Here is a 23017-nt window from a genome sequence, read left to right on the forward strand (position 1 = left end):
GATTTGTAATTTTCGCGCTGGTTACCTGCCAGCGCTTCTGATCTGACTGGAATATCTGAAAATGACTGTGCATGTTCAAGAACATATCTGGATTCCCTTGAGGGATGGCACGCGCCTTGGCGCACGCCTGTGGCTGCCGGACGATGCGGATCGATCGCCGGTGCCAGCCATTCTCGAATATATTCCCTACCGCAAACGCGATGGGACTCGCGGACGAGATGAGCCCATGCACAGCTATTTCGCCAGCCAAGGCTACGCGGCCATTCGCGTCGATATGCGCGGCACGGGTGAATCCGATGGGCATATGGCTGACGAATATCTCAAGCAGGAGCAGGATGACGCTCTTGAAGTCATTGAGTGGATTTCACACCAGCCCTGGTGCAGCGGCAATGTCGGCATGATGGGCAAGAGCTGGGGTGGCTTCAACAGTTTGCAGGTCGCCGCCCGTCGCCCTCCTGCATTGAAGGCGATCATTACAGCCTACTCTACGGATAATCGTTATACCGATGATATTCATTACATGGGCGGTCTGTTGCTCAACGACAATTTGTGGTGGGGCACAATCATGCTGGCGTACCAGAGCCGCCCGCTTGACCCCAAGATCGTTGGCGATGTCTGGCGTGAACGTTGGCTCGAACGGCTCGATAGCCTTCCGTTCTTTCCGGCTCTCTGGCTCGAACATCAGCGCTATGACGATTACTGGAAACACGGTTCTGTCTGCGAGGATTGGAGCGCGATCCAGTGCCCTGTGCTGGCAATTGGAGCGTGGGCAGACAGTTATACCAATCCCGTTTCGAGGCTTTTGGAAAAGCTGCAGGTGCCTCGTCGTGCTATTATTGGCCCATGGGGACACATCTATCCTCAGGATGGCGTTCCGGGCCCTGCCATCGGCTTTCTGCAAGAGGCAACGCGTTGGTGGGATCAGTGGCTGAAGGGCAAAGATACGGGCATCATGGAAGAACCCATGATGCGAGCCTTCGTCAGCGATAGCATCGAGCCGACCGGCACACGGATATCAACAGAAGGCCGCTGGGTTGGCGAAGCGACATGGCCATCGCCCGATATCTCAATCAAGCCACTCCATTTCGGGGCTCACCATACGCTCGGGACCGAAAGAGGAGAAGCGGCGATACTCAAGATCCGCTCGCCGCAAAGTCACGGAAAGGCTGGTGGCGAATGGATGGCGACAGGTTGCCCAGGCGAGCATCCGACGGATCAGCGGCTCGATAATGGCGGCGCACTGGTGTTCGAAACCGAGCTTTTGCAGGATGATTTTGACGTGCTGGGCACTCCGGTCGTGCGTCTGCGCGTTGCCGCAGACTGCCCTGTCGCGCAAGTGTCGCTGCGCCTGAACGATGTCCTGCCGGATGGCCGTGTGACGCGCGTCAGCTATCAGGTATTCAATCTGACACATCGCGATAGCCACGAAGAGCCAAGAGCGCTCGAGCCAGGCCGCTTCTATGATGTGACAATCAAACTAAACGATTGCGGATATCGTTTTGCCAAAGGCCACCGTTTGCAACTTGCCATCGCCACGGCCTACTGGCCAATGGTTTGGCCATCGCCCTATGATGCGACCTTAAGCGTCTCTGTCGCCGAAAGTACACTCGAACTGCCAGTTCGCGCGCGGTCTGAGGTGTCGCCGGTCAGTTTCGAAAGTCCTGCTCATGGGCCTTTCACCCCGACGACGCAAGTAGATTCGGGCACCGTTCGGCGTTGGACCGAGCAGGATCACGAAACCGGGATCAACACCTATGTAACCGAGGGCGTCGGCGGATTGTTCGGAGAGGGCGTGATCCGCTTTGACGAGATCGATACCCAACTCAGTCACAGTCTCCGCAGAGAGCTTACGATCAAGGACGACGATCCGTTGTCGGCGAAATATGTGCTTACCCAGGCCTATGAGATGGGCCGGGACGGGTGGCGGATCAGAATCGAGAGCCGCACGGAAATGCGTTCTGACGAGAATACGTTCTATCTGTCAGGCGAGTTGTCGGCATTCGAAAATGGCGCGCTGGTCAAGACACGTGAGTGGGACGAACGTTTCGACCGCGACTTGATTTGACCAGCAGGGTCGTTGAGTGAGAGCAGATAGCGGATGGTGTTCGAGTACCATTCGCTATCTGGCACGATACTTTCGCCGCTTGGCCTGCCGGCCCGATACTTCTGAGGTCGTCGCTATTCGCCTACAGCGATACCTTCGCGGCGCGGATCTGCGCTTCCGACGAGGCCGTTCGGGGTGATCTCGATTGCGTGTAGACCAGAATTCATCTCACCTGCCTTCACTTCGTAGCCCAAGGCTTGCAAGGGTTCGGCCATGGACTCTGCGCTTGTCCCAGCTTCAAGATCATAGGTCCCGAACCGATTGATCAGGTGAGGCTGGGCTACAACCGCTTCGACCGGCATACCCCAGTCAATATAGCCAATCAGGGCTTGTGCGACATAACCGATAATTTGGCTGCCGCCCGGCGAACCAATGGCCAGCAGCGGCTTGCCGTCTTTCATCACGATGGTCGGCGCCATCGATGAGCGCGGTCGTTTGCCCGGCTCTACGCGATTGGCGACCGGCAGGCCACCATCATGTGTCTTGAAAGAGAAATCCGTCATTTCGTTATTCAGCAGGAAGCCGTTCGTCATCAATCGCGACCCGAAGCCGTTTTCGATTGTCGTCGTCATGGAAACGACGTTGCCCTCCTTGTCGACGATGACGAAATGACTCGTAGAGGGCAATTCGAGAGCCGCGTCCTTGCCGAACAGGAATGCGTGGTCCCATCCCGGTTCGCCAGCTTTGACCTCCTCTTTGGCCAACGCCTTGTCTCCATCCAGTAGCTTGGCTCGTTCGTCGAGATAGGACTTGTCAATCAGGCCCTTGATGGGCAGCGGCACGAAACTTGTGTCGGCGACGTACCGCTCGCGGTCGGCGAAGGCCAGGCGTTGCGCGTCGCCGATGATGCGCCAGCTTTCGACATTCTCAGGACCCAGGGCTTTCAAATCGAAATGCTCCGACACGCCGAGAATTTGGCCGACGGCGATTGCGCCGGAAGATGGTGGCCCCATCCCGCACACATCAAGAGCACGATAGGTGAAGCACACCGGTTGCCGTTCGATGATGCGATAGTTGGAGAGGTCGGCCAGTGAAAGAGCGCCGGGATTGCCTGCCGCTTCTCGTACAGTCTTCACGATGGCCTCGGCGATCTTCCCCTTATAGAAAGCGTCGGCGCCACCGTCAGCAAGCAGTGCGAGAGTTTCGGCATAGGCCGGGTTTTTCAACTGCGTTCCTGCTTTAAGGGCAGCCCCGGATTTGTCGAAGAAATACGCCGTCGTATCTTTGTAAGTCTTCAGGCGGTCGCCTTCGGATGCAACGAGGGAAGCAAGTCGAGGCGATACCTGAAAACCGTTTGCCGCCAACGTTTTTGCCGGTTCCAGCAGGCCAGCCCAATCTGTTCTCCCGTAGCGTTTATGCACCTCTTCCAGAAGGCGCACCGTTCCCGGTGTACCTACGGATCGGCCGCCCACAACCGCAGCCATGAATTTGAGTGGTTGGCCGCTTTCGTCCAGGAAAAGCTTTGGTGTGGCCTCCATCGGAGCCGTCTCCCGGCCGTCGAATGTGGTGAGTTTTCCGCTTTTGGCGTCGTAATAGACCAGGAATGCGCCGCCGCCCAGACCCGAACTCTGCGGCTCCACAAGACCAAGAACAGTCTGCACTGCCACCATCGCGTCGATCGCATTGCCGCCCTTTGCAATCACATCGCGGCCTGCTTCGGCGGCAAGCGGGTTTGCCGCTGCCACCATGAAATTCTTCGCCTCGACGCGTTGGGCCGTCGCAACCCTGGTGGCTTTCTCCGGAGCCACGATGTCGGATGCCTGCTGGGCAATCGCAGCGGGGGTGAACAAAGCGAATGCAACAAAGGCTTGCGCCAAAAATCTCGTTTTCATCGGTCTACCCTTCCCAATGCGCGTGATGCGAAAATTCCGTCCGTTGGGCCTTGAGCGGCGCCAAACTCGTCGCGAGCGAAGCCAATATGATTGCCGGCCTTTGCGATTGGTGCCGAAGATGTCCAATAGTACGGCACTATGATCGCTGTTTCACCACCTGTCGATCATATCGACGAAGCGCCCTGCAGTTTGGCCGATCATCGCGATTTTTCAGCAGGCGCGGGCCGGTTATGAATGCGAACGGTTTTATGAAATCTCTGAACCGGCATCCGGTGCTGCCTTAACAAAAGCCGAGAATGACCGGGCGATATCACCGATGTCACCGTCTGTGATAAAGACGAGCACGCACCCTTTAGCGCCGTCTGGCCATTCGGAAAGATGGACGGGCTTGTGAATGAGATGCTGGACACCGTGGATCACAACTGGCGTACTGTGCCCTTCGACGGCAATGATACCCTTCACGCGGAGTAACTTCTCGCCATGCCTGTTGACGAGCAAGGAGAGCCATGTCGAGAAGCGTGGCCATGAAATAGGGTTTTGCGTGGTCACTGAAACGGAGCGAATTGCTCCATGCATGTTGACGTTTTGAACCGTTGTATGTGCGTGATCGTGATATCGCTCCGCAGCTATCCAACGCCGAACATCGGCTGGCCGGGCTGTGAGGTCATGGATATCCTCAGTCAAGATTAGGCTTGCAGCCGCGTTCGACGGATCGGAGATTTCGATGCTGGCCGTTGGGTTCATTATCGATAGGGTGGAGATCAACTCATGTGTAGCCTCGGGTCCGGCGATGTCCGATTTCGTGATGACGAGCCGGTCCGCTACGGCGACCTGTCGAGCGCTTTCGGTATAGGTCCCGATGTTGTGCCGCCCATTCGGCACCTCTACGACTGTGACGATATTGCCCATGGAGAAATGATATTTCAGCATCAGGTCTGCGGTCAGCGTTGCGACGATCGGGGCTGGATCGGCAAGTCCTGTCGTTTCGATGATCAGTCGGGAGAAGGGGCCTATGCGACCTGATTGACGTTTCTCGAACAGCGAGAGGATTGCCTGCTTGAGATCGCCGCGGATGGTGCAACAGATGCAACCGCTCTGCAGGAGCAACGTGTCATCCTCTATCGTTTCGACCAAAAGATGATCGAGACCGATGCTACCGAACTCGTTGATGATGACTGCGGCATCGGAAAAGTCGGGGCGGGACAGCAATGCGTTGAGCAGAGTCGTCTTGCCGGCGCCGAGAAATCCGGTCAGAATATTGACGACGATCGGCTGCTGCGCGCCAGTGTTCATCAGGCGACCCCCACCTTAGACATGAGAGCGGGATCGAGAGGGTCGATCTCGACGCCCGCGAAGGCCTCGGCAAGTGGCCAAAGCTGGCCGATATGGTCCACGACCGCGCTTTTGCCGGTGCGGCCTTGGAGAACATAGCGATCGTTCCAGACCTTCAATCGCAGACCGTAATGATCAAGGATCATATTGACGGCGCTGGCCTGTCGATAACGTTCGGCAGCGGGCGTTGCGCTTGCAACGCCGCGACCGCCACTGCTCCAATGATCGGCTGCGCCAAGCGCACCGCACAGGCCGCACATGGAAAACCTCCCTTTACGACTTTGGACGCGCCGTGCCGCTGCGTGGATATCGCTTGGCGAAATCGGCGGCGATTTCCTCCATGGTAACGAATCTTACTCCGTCGAACTGGCGGATGTGTTCGAAGATGCGCTCATGCATTTTGAGAACATGCGGCTTGCCGGAGACATCCGGATGGATGGTGAGCGGAAAGACGGCGTAATCGTAGTTCTCGTAGACCCAGTCAAACTGGTCGATCCACATCTGCTCGAGATCGCGTGGGTTGACGAAGCCGTGGCTGTTGGGGGCGGCCTTGATGAACATCATCGGGGGCAGATCGTCGAGGTTCCAGGAGGCCGGAATTTCTATCAGATCGGTTTCCGGCCCTTGGGTAAACGGCTTCATCCAGTGCGACGGATGCTTGGAGTAATCGATTTTCGTCCACTCGTCTCCAACGGTCACGTAGTAGGGATGGTGGTCGTTGTGCATCAAGGAGTGATCGTAAAGAATGCCCTTTTGCTTCAACAGTTCGTTGGTCTTGGAGCCAAATTCCCACCATGGAGCCACATAGCCACGGGGCGGCTTTCCCGAAAGCTTGGTGATGAGATCGACGCATTTGTCGAAGATGGCTTCTTCCTGCTCCGGCGTCATGGCGATGGGGTTTTCGTGACTGTAGCCATGCATGCCGATCTCGTGTCCGGCGTCGGCGACCTGCTTCATTTCATCCCGGAATGTCTCGATCGAGTGTCCGGGGATAAACCAGGTAGTCTTGATACCCCATTTTTCGAAAAGACGGAGCAGACGAACAGAGCCGACCTTACCTGCGAATACACCGCGTGAGATGTCGCAAGGGCTGTCTTCCCCGCCATAGGAGCCGAGCCAGCCCGCGACGGCATCGACGTCAATGCCATAGGACACCAGTATTTCTTTCGCCATAATCCATTCCTTCTCGCTTGGCCGGTCAGGCCGGGTTGAACTCAAGGCAGTTCGGACGGGGCAAGGCCTGAGCGGCTGCCCCCCATACTGATATGCTTGCGCATGTAATAATTGGCGCCGTCCGGATCGCCGCGCTCAATGGCTTCGAGGATCAATTCGTGCTCCTTGACGGCAGGCCAGAGATCCCCCGGGCGCAACACCGGCATACGCTGGCTCTCCTGCATCACATCTGCAAAAGTGCGGTGCATGTCGACGAGAAGCCGGTTGCCGCAAAGCGCCAGAATCTGGCGGTGGAACTCGAAGTCGGCCTCTGCATAGGCGCTCAGGTCGCTGGAAATTGCGGCACGCCGGAACGCATCGAGCGCCTGACGAAGTCGCGCAAGATCGGCGTCCGTTCGGGACATGGCTGCAAGCTGTGCCGCGTAGCTTTCGACAACGTGCCGCAGTTGGTAGACTTCCCGCAGCGAATAGGGTGCCGCGCTCGACCAGGTCTGGCTTTGCGTCAGATCCGCTATCGTGAAACCTCTGCCATTGTCTCGAGCCTTGATCTTGCCAATGGTCAAGAGAACCGAAATCGCTTCACGAAGTGTAGCGCGACTTATGTCCAGGAGCTTCGCAAGCTCTCGTTGCGGCGGAAGTGCTGTCCCCGCCGGCCAGCGTCCATCGGCGATCATCGAAGCCAACGTTCTGACCGTCGCCGCCACCGCGCTTTCGCCGACAGCATCCGCCTCACTTTGCTTCCTGAAGACGCCGTCTATCACCAGCCGCTTCTCTCTCTTGGTCTGACCAAATAAGATTACAGGAGAAGGAAATCGCATTTTGGTCAGGCCGTCAACGTCAAATTATAGGCACTATGTGGCTTATCCTTAGGCATTTGACAATATTGGTCAGGCCAAGGTAAGCTTAGATGAAGAGTGGGGGATAGGATGAAGAAGACAGTTTGCCTCATCACGACAGGCGGGACGATTGCATCGCAGAAGAACGCCAGTACTGGCCACGTAACGGCCAAACTTGGTGGTGCCGAGCTGAGAGCATTGCTCGGTAGCCGTCTGGATGACGTCGAATTGCTCGTCGATGAGTTCATGACGGTGGGCAGTTTCGCGCTCTCGCTTGAGGATGCCTTTGCACTCGCATGCAGGATCAGAGAGCATTTGGCGGACCCGAGGATCGATGGTGTCGTCGTGACCCATGGAACCGACACGATGGAGGAGAGTGCCTATATGGCCGATCTTCTGATCGACAGCGAAAAGCCAGTTGTTTTTACCGGTGCGCAACGCGCCGCGGATGAACCGGACGCGGACGGGCCACGCAACATCGGCGATGCCGTTCGCATTGCTGCGTCCTCCGTTGCCCGTGGCCTCGGCGTTCTGCTTTGCTTCGAGCAGGAGTTTCATGCCGCCCGTGACGTCACGAAGTCGCACACATCTCGGACCGACACGTTTATCTCTGCCGAACATGGCAAGCTTGGCGAAGTCGATGGCGATAGGGTCATCGTTCACCGTCGCCCATTGGTCCAAGGCAAAATATCTGCATCACGGGTCGAAGCCGACATCGAGATCGTCAAGCTCGGTATCGGATCAAGCGATCGCTTCCTACGCTTCGCTGCTTCGAATGGCGTCAAGGCTGTGGTTATCGAAGGTTTCGGGCGGGGCAATGCGCCCCCCGCCGTCACGGCAGCCGCTATCGATCTGGTAAAAAGCGGCACTCCCGTCATCATGACCAGCCGGTGCCAGCGCGGGCGCGTCAAACCGATCTACGGAAACGGCGGTGGCAAAACGCTTGCCGAAGGCGGCGTAATCTTCGCGGGCGACCTCAGTTCTCAGAAGGCACGTGTTCTCGTTTCCCTATTGCTCGGATGCGGTCTTGGTGTCGAAGAGGTTCGCAGTGAGGTGGAACGCTTCGGTCTTTGAGCATGAGATGACCCGTTCTAAGGCGCTCACACGCTGGGTTTACATCGAAAGCTCCATTCTTCTCCATCCGAAGGCGATCGCGGCTTGAGCCTGTCGGCTCTATGGGCCGCGTGTTGCGGAACCGTGCGACAGGCTGCTTTGTTTGGCGTCCATTGTGCAAATCGGGAGAGGACATGGAGTTGCGGATCATCGCTACCGCTGCCTGGTCTATTCCCAAGACAGTGGCTCAACGGTTCTCTCAAGAGGGGAGTGGCCTTTCGCGATACGCGTCGGTGTTCGACGGCGTCGAGATCAATTCCACCTTCTACCGGCGGCATAAGCCATCGACATTTGCGCGGTGGGCGGAAGCCGTTCCCGACAGCTTTCGGTTCGCGATAAAAATCCCAAAAGAGATTACCCACGCAAGAGCGATGAAGGACATTGCAGGGGCGTTCGACACCTTCCTTGAGGACATCGCGCCGCTGGACAGGAAGCGCGGGCCGCTGCTCTGCCAGTTGCCGCCTTCATTAAAATTCGATGTCGATGTCTTTGCTCCTGCGTTCAAGGCGATGCGCAACGCCGACGAAGGGCAGATGGTCATCGAGGTGCGGCACGAAAGCTGGGCATCGAGCGATGCGCTCGATCTATTGAGGAGCTACGGGATCGACCGGGTTCTTGCCGACCCCGCACCGGTATGGGCCGCGGAAAATTTCGGCGAACCACCGAAATACGTCCGTCTCCACGGCAAGCCTAGGATGTATTATTCGAGCTACACCGATGCAGAGATCAGGTCTTTTCTGGATCTCTCGGCACCGCAAGGATGGTGCGTATTTGACAATACTGCCTCAGGCGCGGCGATCGACAACGCGCTGAGCGCGCTTGAAATCAGCTAAGTTCGGATGTCGGGAGGACGAGCATGACGACCGCCGCGCTCGTCTCCCTATCATATGTCACTCGCCGCGCGGATAACGTTGGTTTTCCTCCAGGACGTTGAGGTCCATGTGGTTGCGCATGTAGCGTTCCGAGGCTTTTTGCAGTGGCTGGTAATCCCAAGGGTAGTAGGCCCCGTTGCGTAGGGCATTGTAGACCACCCAGCGCCGCGCTTGACTTTCCCTGACGGCCGCATCGAAAACGGGCAGTTGCCAGCGCCGACCGATTTCTTCAGACAAAGACGAGAGAACGGTGCCGAATGCCGGATCTGTAGCAAGATTTGTTCGCTCTTCGGGATCTGCCGCCAAGTCGTATAGGAGAGGTGGATCGGCTTCGCAAACGCAGAGCTTGTAGTGCCCGTCGCGAAGACCAACCAGCGGCGCGATAGAACCTTCCGCGGCGTATTCCATCGGGACGGGCCCGCGTTCTCCGGTTTGCGCCGCCACTGCAGCCAGATCCTCGCCATCCGTCCAGCGTTTGAGCGTGCTGATATCGAGCCCGGCCAGACCGCACAGTGTGGGCGTGACATCTAGTGTCGAGACCGGCGCTTCAATCCGGCGCGGCGTCCATCCCGGTGCAGCGATCGTGAGCGGTACGCGCGCTGAGCCCTCGAAAAAACACATCTTGAACCACAGCCCCCGCTCGCCAAGCATATCGCCATGGTCGGAAAGGAAGAGGATGATCGTATCGTCTTCCATTCTGGTTGCTTTCAGAACGTCGAGGATTTCGCCGATCTTTTCGTCGATATAGGAGATGTTGGCAAAGTAGCCGCGCCGGGCGCGCCGGATCTGCTCGTGGGTAATTTCGAAGGCCTTGTGGTCGCAAGCTTCCAGCAGGCGCTTCGAATGCGCGTCCTGCTCATTAAAGGGAATTGCTTCCAAGTGCGGATCGAGTGCCGGGCAATCCTCATAAAGGTCCCAGAACTTGCGCCGCGCCACGTACGGGTCGTGCGGGTGCGTGAAGCTGACCGTCAAGCACCACGGGCGGTCATCAAGGCGGCGGGATAGGTCGTAAAGCTTGCGGGTTGCGTGATAGGCGACCTCGTCGTCATATTCCATCTGGTTGGTGATTTCTGCCACGCCAGCGCCCGTGACAGAGCCTAGATTGTGATACCACCAGTCGATCCGCTCGCCTGGTTTGGTGTAATCAGGAGTCCAGCCGAAATCCGCCGGGTAGATATCCGTCGTCAACCGTTCTTCAAAACCATGTAACTGGTCTGGGCCAACGAAATGCATTTTCCCTGAAAGGCCGGTGTAGTAACCCGCGGCCCGCAGATGATGTGCATAGGTCGGAATATCGGAGGCGAACTCGGCTGCGTTGTCATAGACCCGCGTCCGGCTCGGCAATTGCCCGGACATGAAGGATGCACGCGCCGGCGCACAAAGTGGACTTGCGGTATAGGTGTTGGCGAAACGGACTGATCGCTCGGCCAATCGCTTTAGATGCGGAGCGTGCAGGAAATAGGCCGGGCCATCAGGGAAGAAGGTGCCGTTGAATTGGTCGGCCATGAGGATCAAGATATTGGGGCGCGGCATCTCGGCTGTCCGATTACGTTTTGACCTTACGTCACCGGCTCGAAAATCGAGATCGATCGTCGGAAGGCAAGATTCGTAGATTGAAGTTGATTGAAGAAGATAGTGCGTCCAGCAGGACGCACTATCTTTTAGAGAGCAAGCTTGGCCTTGACGGCGTCCGAAGCTGGTTTGCCATCCAGCGTGGTTACGCCCTGCAGCCAGCCGTCAAGCGCTTTCGGGTTGGTTTTCAGCCAGGTTGCGGCCGCCGCTTTTGAATCCCGACCGTCGAGAATAGCGCCCATCAGGTTATTTTCCATGCCGATTTCGAATTTCAGGTTTTTGAACAGCTTTGCTGCATTCGGGCATTGCTGGGGCCATCCGGTGCGGGCAAGCGTATAGACCTCAGCTCCTCCAAAGTTCGGACCAAAATAGGCATCACCGCCGGAAAGATAAGCGATGTCGATCTTCTCATTCATTGGATGTGGTGCCCAGGCGAGGAAGACCACAGCCTTCTTGTCTCTGCCGGCGCGCTCCACCTGCGCCAGCATTGCCTGTTCACCCGACTCGACAAGCTGCCAGCCTTTCAGGCCGAAATCGTTGGCGTCGATGATCTTCTGGATATTTTGATTGGCGGGTGCGCCCGGCTCGATGCCGTAAATCTTGCTTTCGAACTCATCGGCATGCTTGGCAAGGTCGGCAAAGTCCTTGACGCCTATTTCCGCCATATAGGCCGGAACCGCGAGCGTAAACTTGGCGCCTTCGAGATTTTTTCCCAAAACCTCGGCTGCCTTGGCAGCTTTCAGGTCATCAACGAAAGACTTCTGTGCTGGCATCCAGTTGCCAAGGAAAACGTCGATCTCGCCGTTCTTCATTGCCTGATAGCCGATCGGCACCGACAGCGTTTTGACATCGGCCTCGTAACCAAGCGCCTCAAGCAGCACCGAGGCTACGCCGTTCGTCGCCGTTATATCGGTCCAGCCCGGATCGCTGAGATGGACTGTCTTGCAGGCGGCGTCGTCGGCCGCCTGAAGTGGGGTTGAGAAGGCTGCGACGGACAGAAAAAGACCGGCGGCGATGCGATGCAGATGAGAAATAGATTTCATTGCGGCTCCCCTTTTATTAGTCCTGTTTATTGAACACCACATTGTTTTCGGCTGTGAAGCGGGTATTTTTCGATAAGTCCCATAAGGATTTTTTATGTCTGATCGGCCGCTCGATCTTGGATGGATGCGCATTTTTACAGAGGTTGCCCGTCGCGGCAGCCTGACGGCTGCTGCGGCATCGCTAAGGCTGACCCAGCCCGCCGTCAGCTATCAGATTCGCAGGCTGGAAGATGACCTCGGCGTGGTGCTCATTCGCCGTAAACATCGCGGCATCGAATTGACCGGCGAGGGGCAGCGGCTATTTGATATCGTTGCACGCAATGTCGATGCCATCGACCTGTTGGCGCGTCAGCTTCGCCGCAGCGACGATCGTCAAACTATCCGCTTGCATACCGACTACGCCTTCTCGTCGCTCTGGCTCATTCCGCGTATGCATGGCTTTCGTTCCCTCAATCCCGACATCAATATCCAGATCGTTGCGACGCAGAGCCCACTCGGTGAGAGTAAGCACGATAGCGATGTGATGATCATTTTCGGGACCCGGGAAGAAGCGGGGGAAGGGGCGGTCATGCTGCTATCTGAAAAAGTGATGCCGGTTTGCTCACCTGCCTTGCTGGTGGATGCACCTTCATCGCACTCCATTGCAGAGTTCTCCCGACGAAAACTCATTCACCTCGAAAACAGCTCTCAGGCGCAATGGTTGGATTGGCCCGCCTATTTCAAGCAGTTCAACGTTCCAAGAGATGTGGAGAAAGAAGGGAGCGACATCAGCTTCAACAATTACACGATGGTGGTTCAGGCAACCATTGGAGAACAGGGATTTGCGCTTGGTTGGGCGGGGCTCGTTGATCCTTTGGTCGAGGCCGGCGTGTTGGTTGCGGCGGGTCCAAGTCTGGAGGCACCTGATCGCGGCTACTGGCTGATGCAGTCAAAAAGCAACGACAGCGCCGTCGGGAAGTTGGTCGAGTGGCTGGTATCTGAAAGGTAATAGAGCCTCTCGCGAGTTTTGCTGCGCCGCGTCGGAAGTTAATTCTCGTTTGTGGCGTGTCTCAGATGCTGTATCGGCGACAAGGACGAACGCAGTCCAGATCGATGTAGGACTTAAATCGCCTGGCTTAGAGAACGAGCTTTCGATTCCAGCGAGACACGATCCATTGCCGATTTCGAGCTTAAAGGCCTGTCAAACAGGTACCCTTGGCCTTGATGGCTTCCTGCTGCTCGGACAAGTTCGCGATCCTCTTCAGTTTCGATCCCTTCCGCGACGATTGTCAGGTCCAGCCGGTGTGCAAGATCGCACGTGCCGGTAATGATCGCGATCGCTTCCTCTCGGTGCGAAGCGCCGCGCAGGAACGACTGGTCGATTTTTATTTTATCGAACGGAAAGCGTCGTAGGTAACTTAGTGAAGCATAACCCGTTCCGAAGTCATCCAGTGAGATACGGCAGCCCATCTGTTTCAGTTCATGAAGAACAGCCAGTGCGCGCTCGTCATTTTCGATAAGCGTGCTTTCCGTAATCTCGATTTCGAGTCGCTTCGGTGAGACGCCGAATTTATTGAGACAGGCGCGGGTTTGAAGCGCAAGCGATGGGTTGGTCAGTTGAGAGGCAGATACGTTGACTGCAATGAACGTATCTGCAGGTAGAAGGGCGGCCTGCTGACATGCGGCATCAATGACCCAGGAACCAATCGGGCCAATCTGACCGCTTTCCTCTGCGATCGGGATGAATTCTGCTGGTGAAATGAGGCCCAGGTCGCCGTGTTGCCAACGCAAAAGCGCCTCGAAGCCGCGCGTTGCATTCGTCGCAAGATCGACAATCGGCTGGAAAAGCAAAAAGAGTTCGCCCTTCTCGGTCGCCGACGCCAAACCGGTCTTCAAGCATTGCCAGCGCGAAAGTTCCTCGTTCATGTCGGGATGGAAGGTTTTGAACTGATTGCGTCCTGCTTTCTTCGATTCATAGAGCGCAATATCAGCATGTCTGAACAGCGTGGCGCCCTTATCAAGATTGGCTGCAGCTGAACTGACGCCCAGACTGACGGTCGACGACACCAAACGTCCATCGATCTCAAAAGGCGCGCTAACCTCCAGCAAAATTCGCTTGCAGCAATCCACAGCCGCTTCAAACGCCTCCGGGCCGCTGTAGAGAATAGCAAATTCATCACCACCGATGCGTGCAATCACATCCGCCCCCGCGCAGGCGCTGTTCAATCTGATAGAAAGCTCGAATAAGAGCCGATCTCCTGAAGCGTGCCCCAAGGTGTCGTTGATCATCTTGAAATGGTCGACATCAAGGATGATCAGCGCCTGTTCGACATCTGATTTTTTCGAGATGGATGCGCTCAGGCCCAGACGGTTCGCGATCCCAGTCAGCGAATCGATTTTCAAGACCCTGTCCAGCTTTGCGTTTTGACTGAAGACAAAAACCAGAAGGACTGCGCCAAAAACGACGAAGGTCATCGTCACAGCGCAGATCGTGGCGAAGATGATGCCGAGCTGGCCCTGGTTGCGCTGGATTTCATCACCAACGCTGGCATGCGACATTGATCCAAGTCGCAAGACTGGCGCGATAAAGGGCTGAAGCCTGGAGACACCATCGCGGATCGCCTCTGGTGAGTGAGGCTCGGTGGCTAAAGGCGCAAGCGTGGACACAACCTTTTTAAGATCCTCTAGCATGGCCTTCTGCTTCGGATCATCGTTTAGTGGATTGGACGAAAAGATTTTCAGTCGATTTTTAACAATGCTGAGCCGAAACGAAACGTCTCGGAGGTCACCAGACGTTTGACTTTGTTGAAGCGCAAACTGGAGACGCAACAGTTCGACTGCCGTCTGACCGAGGTCGAAGGTACTATTATAGCGGGAAGCCTCGATAATGTGGCGCTGATAGTTGTACGCCAGAAAAGAACTTGCAACAGCGATTAACGCCAATATCGCTGTGACCAGCGTCAAAGTTAATTTGAGCCGTCGATAGCGGGTAGGAAGGTCAATCGTATTGCCTATCGTTTTCACAGGACGTCAATTTCCGCGATTTGCCACACAGCCCGACTGTAATAGGTCTGATGCTGCAATTCGGGGCGACTGTCGAAAGGGAACACAAGAAAAACAGGGCCCTTATCGCTCACGGGCATGATCTCGCCATTCTGGCGCGTAGCCAGCAGTGCGTCAGCTGCCACCAATTCGGAGATATCAGCACCAACCGCATAGTCATTCAGAGCGATGATTTGCAGCTTGGTCCCGGTGACCTGCAAGGTCGCCAGAAGGTCTTTCAACAACACGCCGCTGAATCGCGTCACGCCATTATGCCACGGCGTCGTGGTTGAAAACTCAGTCTGCGGCATCTTGTCCATCATCGTCAGGTCAAGAGCAGTCGAGGTTTTCTCGCCAGAAATCAAACCCTCGACCTTCAGGATCGGCTCTGCCGATAGGGCGCTAGAGTTCGAAAAATTACCAACAACCAAAAGTCCTGCCAGGGACTGAATGAACAATCGACGTGTTTGCATGTAGAGGCCTCGAGTTTCCCTTAGCAATACCGTTTAGATTTCGGCGATCAACTCAATTCGAATATGCATTTATGTTATGAGAAATAATGATTTAACGTCGTGCCTTAGTAGAATTAATTTTAGCGATTCAAACTGCTTCCCATTACGTGTTGTGCGACGCGCTTACTAGTTGAGTACATCATCAGGTCGCTAGACTGAATTGAAGGTATTTGGAGGCATCGAAGCATAGTTGCGCCTTACTTCAAGCTTAGTCGCTGACGCAAGATTGAAACGCTTCGACATCGAGCACTAAAACTAAAAACGACGTGCGATCGTCGACAATAGGAAGAGCAGACCATTGCGATGGCCGGAGTATTCTTGAACGAATGTCGCAGCTCCAGGATAAAATTTGATGAACGGATAAATCAAACAATGCCAAGTTGGTCGCGTACTGCTTGGCGCAGCTCCTCGTCTCGATCTGCGGGGGCTTTCAAAACGCAGGTAGTGCAATACGCACCACCTTCCACGCAGTAAAACCGGCAGCAGCCGCCGCGTTGCTGAAAGGTTGCGGAAAACTCCTTTTGATGCCGGTCGAATATGGTGACGTCGAAATACTGGAGTTCGCGATTGGTAAGGGGCGAGCCGGGCACTTTCAGAATGCGCATCGCAGCTGCCTTGGCCGTTTCGACGATCCCGAAATGGCGCCCGGCGTCAAGAAAGCGATCGGCGATCGCATCGCCTGCGAGACGCCAGAGGGCTGCACGCGAGAGGCGCGTCTTTGCGTGAATCCGGTCGACCACGGGGCGAAGATGCGTCTCGATTTCGCTTCTGAACCTCTCTCTGTCTTCAGGATCGCTTAAATGACCATACTGAAACCCGCGCTCAACGAAACGGACATTGGCTCGCCGCGCCCGGTATACCTTACCTTCGTGCAGTCGCTCGGTCGTGTAGAACTTAAGGGCGACGGATGAGAGTGACAGGTCCGGAATGAGGCCGAAGCCAACGAACAGCGGTACGGTCGTGGCAGACAGGATGTAACCGTAATCGTTCATTATGAACGCACCGGCTGTCTTGGCGTCAACGCCCTCATATCGTGATTGCTCGAAGGCGATGAAATCATCCAGAGCTGCGTCGCTGGCCCAAAATGTCTTGGAACTCGTCCAATCAGCGCTTGCCGGTCCAATCTCTGCGCGCATCTCCGGCACATAGGCTGACTGTGCCTCAAGCGCTTGCATGAGTAACGCCCGTTTCGGGTCCGAACCTGGTGCCGCTGCGCTCGCTCGCGATGGATTGTCATCTCTTGCCATCAGAACTAAGCCTCCCGGCGTCCAAGCAGCCATAGAAGATAAGGCCCTCCAATTAACGCCGCGAAGAGACCAGTGGGTATCTGGTAGGGATAGATGACAATGCGCGCCAACCAGTCCGCTGTCATCATGACGATAGCGCCAAAAAAGACCGTTGCCGCAAGTTGGTGATGCGTTTTTCGAAAACCGAGCAGCCGCGCGAGATGTGGTGCTACCAGCCCTGTTAGGCTCAAAGGACCAACGAGGAAAGTGGAAACAGCCGTCATCAGGGCCGCGAGAATGGCAAGCATCATGCGCGAATGTGTGAGGCTAAGGCCTACGCTGCGCGACAATCCGGTCCCGAGCGGCAGGATGGTCAGCCATCGCAACATCAGGAATAGCGGAGTTGTCAGCACCAGCAGCGATAGCATGGCGATGCTTGCCTCGACGACACCGGCGCGGCTGGTCGATCCCGACATCCAATTGAGTAGAACATAGCTGCGCATGTCTCCTCGGGCCAACACCATGCTCACGATTGCCATGCAAAAAGCGCTGATTGCGATCCCAGCCAGCAACAGACGTTCGGCTGAAAACCCTGATTTACCTGCTATCACAATCATCACCAGGAAGGCGACAAGCGATCCGAGCGCTATGCTGGCAAGCATCACGAAGGTGGAGGGAATTCCGGTCAGGAACAGTGCCAGCGTCAAACCTGCGCCACCGCCGCTGGAAACCCCGAGGACTTCAGGACTGGCTATAGGATTTCCGGTCACGCGTTGAATGACGAAGCCAGCTGCGCCCAGCATGGCGCCTGCGCCGGCGCCGGTGATAATACGCGGCAAGCGAAAGGGAAGAAGCTCGTAAAACTGCTGACCCGCCACAATGGTCCATCCGTTTTGTGTTGGGCCGACCATCAGCGCCAAGCAAAAAACTAAAGCAATTCCACCAATGAGAACGGCCAGCATGAGCGCTGGTTTTTGACGTTGTCGGGTCGTCGCGCCGGACTTGGCAGTGGTCCCGGAGAAGCTGTGGACGCGTGGTAACAGCACGAGCAATAGAGGACCACCAAGAAGCGCGATTGCAGCGCCCGTGGGAGCCAGATCGGAGAAGCCTTGCCCGAGTAGTTGCATAAGGCAGTCGCAAATCAACAGCATTGCGGCTCCCGTCAATGGTGCCGCCATCATGATATGTCCCGTTGTGCGCGCTCCGCAGGAACGGGCGACCGCCGGTGCAGCTAGGCCGAGGAAACCGATGACGCCGACCGCGGCTGTTACCGAAGCGGCCAGCCAGACAGATAGCAGCAAGACTGCCAAGCGCGTTCCAAACAAGGTGACACCGAGACTCCTGGCGCTGGAATCATCAAGTGCAAGCACTGTCAACGGCCGCATGAGGAGTACTGCCGCAGCAATGCCGACCAGAAGCCGCGGGGCGAGTGACAGGACGACACTCCAGTCCTGTTGGTTCAGCGCGCCAGCGCCCCAGATGTGGATCGACATGGCATATTCGCCGCGTGCCAGGATGAGCGTGACGCTCAGAGATGCCGAGATCAGCCCGACGATCATACCGGAAATCGCTACTGTGACCGGATCAAACCCACGTCGCCAACTGAGCGCCAAGACAACTGCCACGGCTGAGAGGCCGCCAGCAAAGGCAATGAATTCGTGCGAGACGCCGAGTGAAAATGATGAAAAACTCAAAGCCAAGGTGAGAGCAAGCTGAGCTCCGGATGCGATGCCGAGCGTCGAGGCGTCGGCAATCGGATTGCGAAGGACTTTCTGCAGCAAGGCGCCCGCCAGACCAAGCGCTGCACCTGCAATCAATGCCACCGCCGCACGAGGAACGAGGCTGTTCCATAGAAGGATGTCATTAAGGCTAGCTGCATTTGGCTGGTCATTCGGCAAAAGAGGACGCGACGCCACCAGTACGATGAGGGAGACGATGCAACTGGCGAATAATCCGGCTCCATAGAGTAGCGGACGCTGTGCACCGCTTTTCGACACTTTAACGCTATCAGCCTCGGGCACCGGAAAGCCCTTCTGCTAAAAATTCGGCAAAGCGGCGTGCGGCCGGAAGCGCACCGTAGGGATTAATCGAGCCCACGGTGAGCACGCGGTTTTCTCGCACGGCTGATAGCGCTTTCCAGAACGCACTTTTCGTCAGTGCTTCGAACACGTCCTGTGGATGAGGCGGGATGAGGACGAGCCAGGCATCCGGCATCGAGGCAAGTGTCTCTATACCGAGAGGCGCAGTCGCGGAGTAATTGGTAGCGCCTTGCCACGCATTGCTCAGCCCGAGCCGCGTCAATACCTCACCGAACATGCTGTCAGATCCGAAGACCCTGTAGTGCCGCGCATCCCCGAGATTGATTGGAAGTACAGGCCTGCTTTCACCGGCTGTAAAAGCCTGCTTCAAATGATTGAGCCGCACCGCAAGATCAGTCACCAGGTCTTGCGCCGCAGGTATTGCCAGGCGCTCACCAATGGCAAGCGTTGCCTGTTCAGCGAGTGCATAAGGACTTTTGCCCGTGACATAGATCGAGTGACTCTCGACCGGTGCGATCCGGCCGATGAACGGATCGGCCCATGCATAGAAGTTCGAGTTGAAGATCAAGTCCGGTTGGGCAAACTGAAGCGCCTCGAAATTTGGCGTGCCTCGCAGACCTATGTCGACGACGCCTGAAGGAAGGTCAGGTTTGACGACGACCTCCCTGAACTGCCGCAGTTCCGTCGCTGCGACGACATTTGCGCCAATCGCCAGGAGCGTTTCCAGAAGCGCCCAGTCGAGCGTCGCAACGCGAGGCTCCCGACCCATTGCCCGCACCTGTCCTGCTGCCGCGAGCGAGACTACGGCTGAAACAAACGTTCTGCGGGTCAGGCGTGCCAATTTCAGGTTGGTTCCAGACAGGAATGTCCTAGGGTTCAATGCGAGGATCTTCTGCAAAACCTGTGTTGAATTGTCAACTTACCATGCTTTGCCGATCTTGAACATGACCGTTCGTGCCTCGCCGTAGCCGCAGGCACCGACACCACGGCAGGACTCGACATAGGTCTTGTCGAAGAGGTTGGTAACATTGAGCGATGCGGTCCAGTTATCCTTTTTGTAGCGGATTGCTGCGTCGGCCACGGTCGATTCCGGGACTTTCAGTGTATTGGCTTCGTCGGCCCAAGATTGGCCCTTGTAACGCAGACCAGCACCGATGCTCACGCCCTCCAGCAGTCCCGATGTTATGGTATAATCTGCCCAAAGCGATGCCGAATGCGCGGGAACAACGTAAAGCGATTTTCCGACAAGAACTGGGTTAGGGTCGTTCTTGGTCACTTCAGTATCCGTATAGGCGTAGGACGCGAGCAGCTTCCAGTTTTCGTCGACATTGATCTTGCCTTCGACTTCAAAGCCACGCGATTGAACGGCGCCCAACTGGTCGGTCCATGGGGGGGCGCCGATCGCTACCGTGTTGTTCCGTTTGTTGATTTGAAAGACGGATGCCGTGACAGAAGCGTCCATAAATGTCGGCACATATTTGATGCCTGCTTCATATTGTTCGCCTTCTTCCGGCTTTAGTGGGCCTTGCAGACCGCGACCGACGAGTGGATTGAAGAAGGTTGCGACACTTGCATATGGCGTAAAGCCGTTGTCGAACTCATATGCCAAGCCTGCGCGACCGCTCCACGCGCCATCCGTGTCATCAAAGCTGACGCCGGTTGGCATCTTATCGTTGAAATCCGTATGAACGACGTCGTAACGACCGTTCAGCGTCACCAGCCAGCCACCGCCGAACCGGACTTGGTCTTGGGCATAGAAGCCGAGCTGATTCATTGTGACCGTCTCGTTGTAGAGCGGCGAAGGCGCTGCCTGTGGCTTACCATAGACCGGATTGTTGACGTCGATCTCACCGGAACCGAAGACAGAGTTCTGGATATTGTCGATGCGATAGAGGCGGTAATCGACCCCCAACATGATCTTGTGTTCCATGCCACCTAGATCGAAAGACTTTTCGATTCGATTGTCCCACCCTAGCGTGTCAACGGCGGTGTCGCCTTCAAAGTTGATGCGATTAAGCGATGTCGATTGTGAAGCAGGCGGTGGGGGAGAAGGTACCCACAGGTAAGGATAGACGAAGTGCTCGTATTTGTTCAGGTGGCCGTAACGGAGATTGGAGGTCAACTCCCAGCCATTATCGAATGTGTGTTCCAGTTCATAGCCAGCCATTGTCTGGCTGTAACGCCCGGTGTCGATATCGGGCTCGCCCGGGAAGAAGCGGCGCGAAATTTTTCCGACGCTCGGCCAATCAACGACGGTGCCCTCGTAAGGCAGGAAGCCGTTGCCGGTGTGCAACTGATCCAGACCGGCATAGGATGCCCAGACCGTGAATTTTGTATCCGCGTCAGGTGAGATCGTCAGCTGCGGCATGATGAAGCCGCGGAAGTCGTGGGTGTAATCCGTATAGCCGTCACCGCCCCCGATCTTGCCGGTCAGGCGATATTGCATCGTACCATCATCATTGAGCTTGTCGGAGACGTCGAAGGCGCCATATCCATTGCCGTTACTATTGATGCCGGCCTCCGTGTAATAATAGGGAGTGTCAGTCGGCCGCTTGCTCGTCATATTGACGATGCCGCCTGCATTCGCCCCGCCATAAAGAACGGATGCCGGACCCTTCAAGACTTCGACGCTATCCAGTGCGAAAGGATCGATCTGGAAGTTGCCGAAGCCGTAGGAGAAGAGGCTGAGACCGTCGAGGTAAACGCCGCTCTGGCTCGCGTCGAAGCCGCGAATATAGTACCAGTCAGTATCCGGATCGCTGCCGAAAGGCTGGGTTGTCACGCCCGGAGTGTAGCGCAGGGCCTCATCAACCTTGTTGACGACGCCGCGGTCATCGAGCTCCTCACGGCCAATGACGGAAACCGCCTGGGGGATGTCCTGCACGGGCGTGTCGCTTTTTGAGCCGGTGGACGCCCTTTTGGCGACGTAACCCTTGACCGCAGCCTCTCTTTCGCTTTCTCCACGGATGATGATTGGAGCAAGCGTCGTTGCAGCCTCTTGAGCGTATGCCGGCCATGTGCCGCAGATGGCAACCACAGCCACGCCGCACAGTTCAAGCCTCACGCCAAAGCGTCTTTCAGTCCTAGTCATTCTTGCCCCGCTACCCGAATTCTTCCGCCACACAGCGTGATGCGGCCCTGCAATAGCTGAGCAATTAACTCATATTTAGAAAAACGGCTTGGCTCGTTCTGCGACAATTGAATATTCTTGGGCGTTTTCGGAAAGGACAAACAGATATTTGCAAAACCAGCCACCCGAGCCGGATAGTCCGAATGATGATCATGGGCAAGCTGTCCAGTTTGTCACTCCTGCCGAGCCTTACGCCAGCGAGCCGGGGTCGTGCCTACATGCTTGCGAAAAACCTTGGTGAAATGTGCTTGGTCTGAAAAACCAGTTTCCGCTGCGATCTCTGTCAAAGGATGAGTGTTCGATGAGAGGAGTTGTTTTGCCTTTTCAAGTCTGGCTTTGGTTTGCCAGTCATGCGGGGCCATACCGGTCGAAGCCTTGAATGAATGGCTGAAATGCGATTGCGACATTCGTGTCAGTTCGGCGAGTTCGTGCAGGCGTATATTGCGCGTGCAGTTTTCCGCAATGAAATCGGTGGCCCGGCGTAGCTGCCATCCCGCAAGCGAACTCCGCTGCCGTGGCGATGTCTTCTCCAATTTCAGAACGTTGATTACAAGCGCCAGGGCGAGCCCGTCTCCGTAGAGGTCGTGCAGTGGCGCATCGTTCGTCATTTCTGAGGCGATCAGTTCAGCCAGCGCCATAACGCGCTGATCGAAGAACAAGAGTTTTGGATCGGTCAGCTTCTTCGGATCGATCTCGACCGACAGCCTGCGCACAATGGTATCCGCATCGAAATGAATATCGAGATGGCGCACATATTGCACGTCGGCAATATCGAGCCATAGCTCCATTTCTGCGGGAATGTATGAGATCGGGCTGTGTCTGTCTTGGGGTGAGCCGGATGATGTCGGAGACCACCTCATGGTCGGGCGTCCACGCCCATGTTGGTCTAGCAGAATAAACAGGCGTGGATCGCGGGCCACGTAGTGACCGCCAGCATAGGCCGCACATTCGACATCCCAGAGATCGACCGTGATGCCGTTCCAATAACGACGACGCAGTCCGCCCATGACCGAGAAGCCTTCGATTTTGTTTTCCATCCGCGGCTGGAAAGTCATAGGAGATGCTCCGCAATAAAACTTGCATCTCTTTATCAAGTTCAATATTTGCGAGCAATCCCGAACACGTACGAGGGCGGAAGCGGGTGTTCCGGTCAATTGGAGAGGCGGCTGAGCCACCGCGAAATTTGCCGGTCACGATCTCACTGAATCCCGA

Annotated in this window: 18 protein-coding genes; 4 read left to right on the forward strand and 14 right to left on the reverse strand. The window is 56.2% G+C overall.

Annotated elements, in window-relative coordinates:
* Positions 1-61: 61 nt before the first annotated feature.
* Positions 62-2065 (forward strand): CocE/NonD family hydrolase, encoded by a 2004-nt coding sequence (locus QZ869_RS12155; RefSeq protein ID WP_296104978.1) that lies wholly within the window; start codon positions 62-64, stop codon positions 2063-2065.
* A gap of 113 nt (positions 2066-2178) precedes the next feature.
* On the opposite strand, the gene ggt is transcribed toward QZ869_RS12155, so the two are convergent.
* From ggt to QZ869_RS12180, 5 genes are all read right to left on the reverse strand, one after another.
* Positions 2179-3936, reverse strand: coding sequence for a gamma-glutamyltransferase (ggt, locus tag QZ869_RS12160; protein WP_296104981.1), 1758 nt, complete (start codon positions 3934-3936; stop codon positions 2179-2181).
* A gap of 246 nt (positions 3937-4182) precedes the next feature.
* The gene (locus QZ869_RS12165) at positions 4183-5229 is read right to left on the reverse strand and encodes a GTP-binding protein (protein WP_296104985.1); all 1047 of its coding nucleotides are present in this window, start codon (positions 5227-5229) and stop codon (positions 4183-4185) included.
* Complete coding sequence (locus tag QZ869_RS12170) at positions 5229-5528, reverse strand: hypothetical protein (protein WP_296104988.1); 300 nt, start codon at positions 5526-5528, stop codon at positions 5229-5231. Before QZ869_RS12170 ends, QZ869_RS12165 begins: the two co-directional genes overlap by 1 nt.
* Positions 5529-5541: 13 nt before the next feature.
* Entirely contained in the window at positions 5542-6441 is a 900-nt protein-coding gene (locus QZ869_RS12175; protein ID WP_296104990.1) for a polysaccharide deacetylase, read from the reverse strand.
* Between the two features lie 41 nt (positions 6442-6482).
* The gene (locus tag QZ869_RS12180) at positions 6483-7202 is read right to left on the reverse strand and encodes a FadR/GntR family transcriptional regulator (RefSeq protein WP_296104994.1); all 720 of its coding nucleotides are present in this window, start codon (positions 7200-7202) and stop codon (positions 6483-6485) included.
* Between the two features lie 165 nt (positions 7203-7367).
* On the opposite strand from QZ869_RS12180, the gene QZ869_RS12185 reads away from it, so the two are divergent.
* Entirely contained in the window at positions 7368-8351 is a 984-nt protein-coding gene (locus tag QZ869_RS12185) for an asparaginase (protein ID WP_296104997.1), read from the forward strand.
* Between the two features lie 179 nt (positions 8352-8530).
* Positions 8531-9223, forward strand: a complete 693-nt coding sequence (locus QZ869_RS12190) for a DUF72 domain-containing protein (protein WP_296105071.1) — start codon at positions 8531-8533, stop codon at positions 9221-9223.
* Between the two features lie 57 nt (positions 9224-9280).
* On the opposite strand, the gene betC is transcribed toward QZ869_RS12190, so the two are convergent.
* Both betC and QZ869_RS12200 read right to left on the reverse strand, forming a co-directional pair.
* Entirely contained in the window at positions 9281-10795 is a 1515-nt protein-coding gene (gene betC / locus QZ869_RS12195) for a choline-sulfatase (RefSeq protein ID WP_296104998.1), read from the reverse strand.
* A gap of 128 nt (positions 10796-10923) precedes the next feature.
* A complete protein-coding gene (locus QZ869_RS12200) occupies positions 10924-11877 on the reverse strand; it encodes a choline ABC transporter substrate-binding protein (protein ID WP_296105001.1) in 954 nt (317 codons plus the stop codon).
* 94 nt (positions 11878-11971) lie between these two features.
* On the opposite strand from QZ869_RS12200, the gene QZ869_RS12205 reads away from it, so the two are divergent.
* Positions 11972-12865 (forward strand): LysR family transcriptional regulator, encoded by an 894-nt coding sequence (locus QZ869_RS12205; RefSeq protein WP_296105004.1) that lies wholly within the window; start codon positions 11972-11974, stop codon positions 12863-12865.
* Between the two features lie 113 nt (positions 12866-12978).
* Here the strand turns inward: QZ869_RS12205 and QZ869_RS12210 are convergent, their stop codons facing one another.
* The 7 genes from QZ869_RS12210 to QZ869_RS12240 all read right to left on the reverse strand — a co-directional run bounded on the left by QZ869_RS12210 (position 12979) and on the right by QZ869_RS12240 (position 22860).
* Entirely contained in the window at positions 12979-14880 is a 1902-nt protein-coding gene (locus QZ869_RS12210) for a bifunctional diguanylate cyclase/phosphodiesterase (protein WP_296105008.1), read from the reverse strand.
* The gene (locus QZ869_RS12215) at positions 14877-15221 is read right to left on the reverse strand and encodes a molybdopterin-dependent oxidoreductase (protein ID WP_296105010.1); all 345 of its coding nucleotides are present in this window, start codon (positions 15219-15221) and stop codon (positions 14877-14879) included. The genes QZ869_RS12210 and QZ869_RS12215 overlap by 4 nt, the downstream gene beginning before the upstream one ends.
* A gap of 554 nt (positions 15222-15775) precedes the next feature.
* On the reverse strand, positions 15776-16657 hold the full coding sequence (locus tag QZ869_RS12220; protein ID WP_296105013.1) for a ferric iron reductase: 882 nt from the start codon (positions 16655-16657) through the stop codon (positions 15776-15778).
* Positions 16658-16662: 5 nt separating this feature from the next.
* Positions 16663-18633 carry a Fe(3+)-hydroxamate ABC transporter permease FhuB gene (fhuB, locus tag QZ869_RS12225; protein ID WP_296105016.1) on the reverse strand — a complete coding sequence of 657 codons (1971 nt, stop codon included), beginning with the start codon at positions 18631-18633 and terminating at the stop codon, positions 16663-16665.
* A gap of 10 nt (positions 18634-18643) precedes the next feature.
* Complete coding sequence (locus tag QZ869_RS12230) at positions 18644-19516, reverse strand: ABC transporter substrate-binding protein (protein ID WP_296105073.1); 873 nt, start codon at positions 19514-19516, stop codon at positions 18644-18646.
* Between the two features lie 78 nt (positions 19517-19594).
* On the reverse strand, positions 19595-21766 hold the full coding sequence (locus QZ869_RS12235; RefSeq protein WP_296105021.1) for a TonB-dependent siderophore receptor: 2172 nt from the start codon (positions 21764-21766) through the stop codon (positions 19595-19597).
* A 212-nt stretch (positions 21767-21978) separates the two neighbouring features.
* The gene (locus QZ869_RS12240) at positions 21979-22860 is read right to left on the reverse strand and encodes an AraC family transcriptional regulator (protein ID WP_296105024.1); all 882 of its coding nucleotides are present in this window, start codon (positions 22858-22860) and stop codon (positions 21979-21981) included.
* Positions 22861-23017 lie beyond the last annotated feature (157 nt).

Origin of the sequence: uncultured Agrobacterium sp. (assembly GCF_913777885.1) — a bacterium.
Classification (GTDB): domain Bacteria; phylum Pseudomonadota; class Alphaproteobacteria; order Rhizobiales; family Rhizobiaceae; genus Agrobacterium.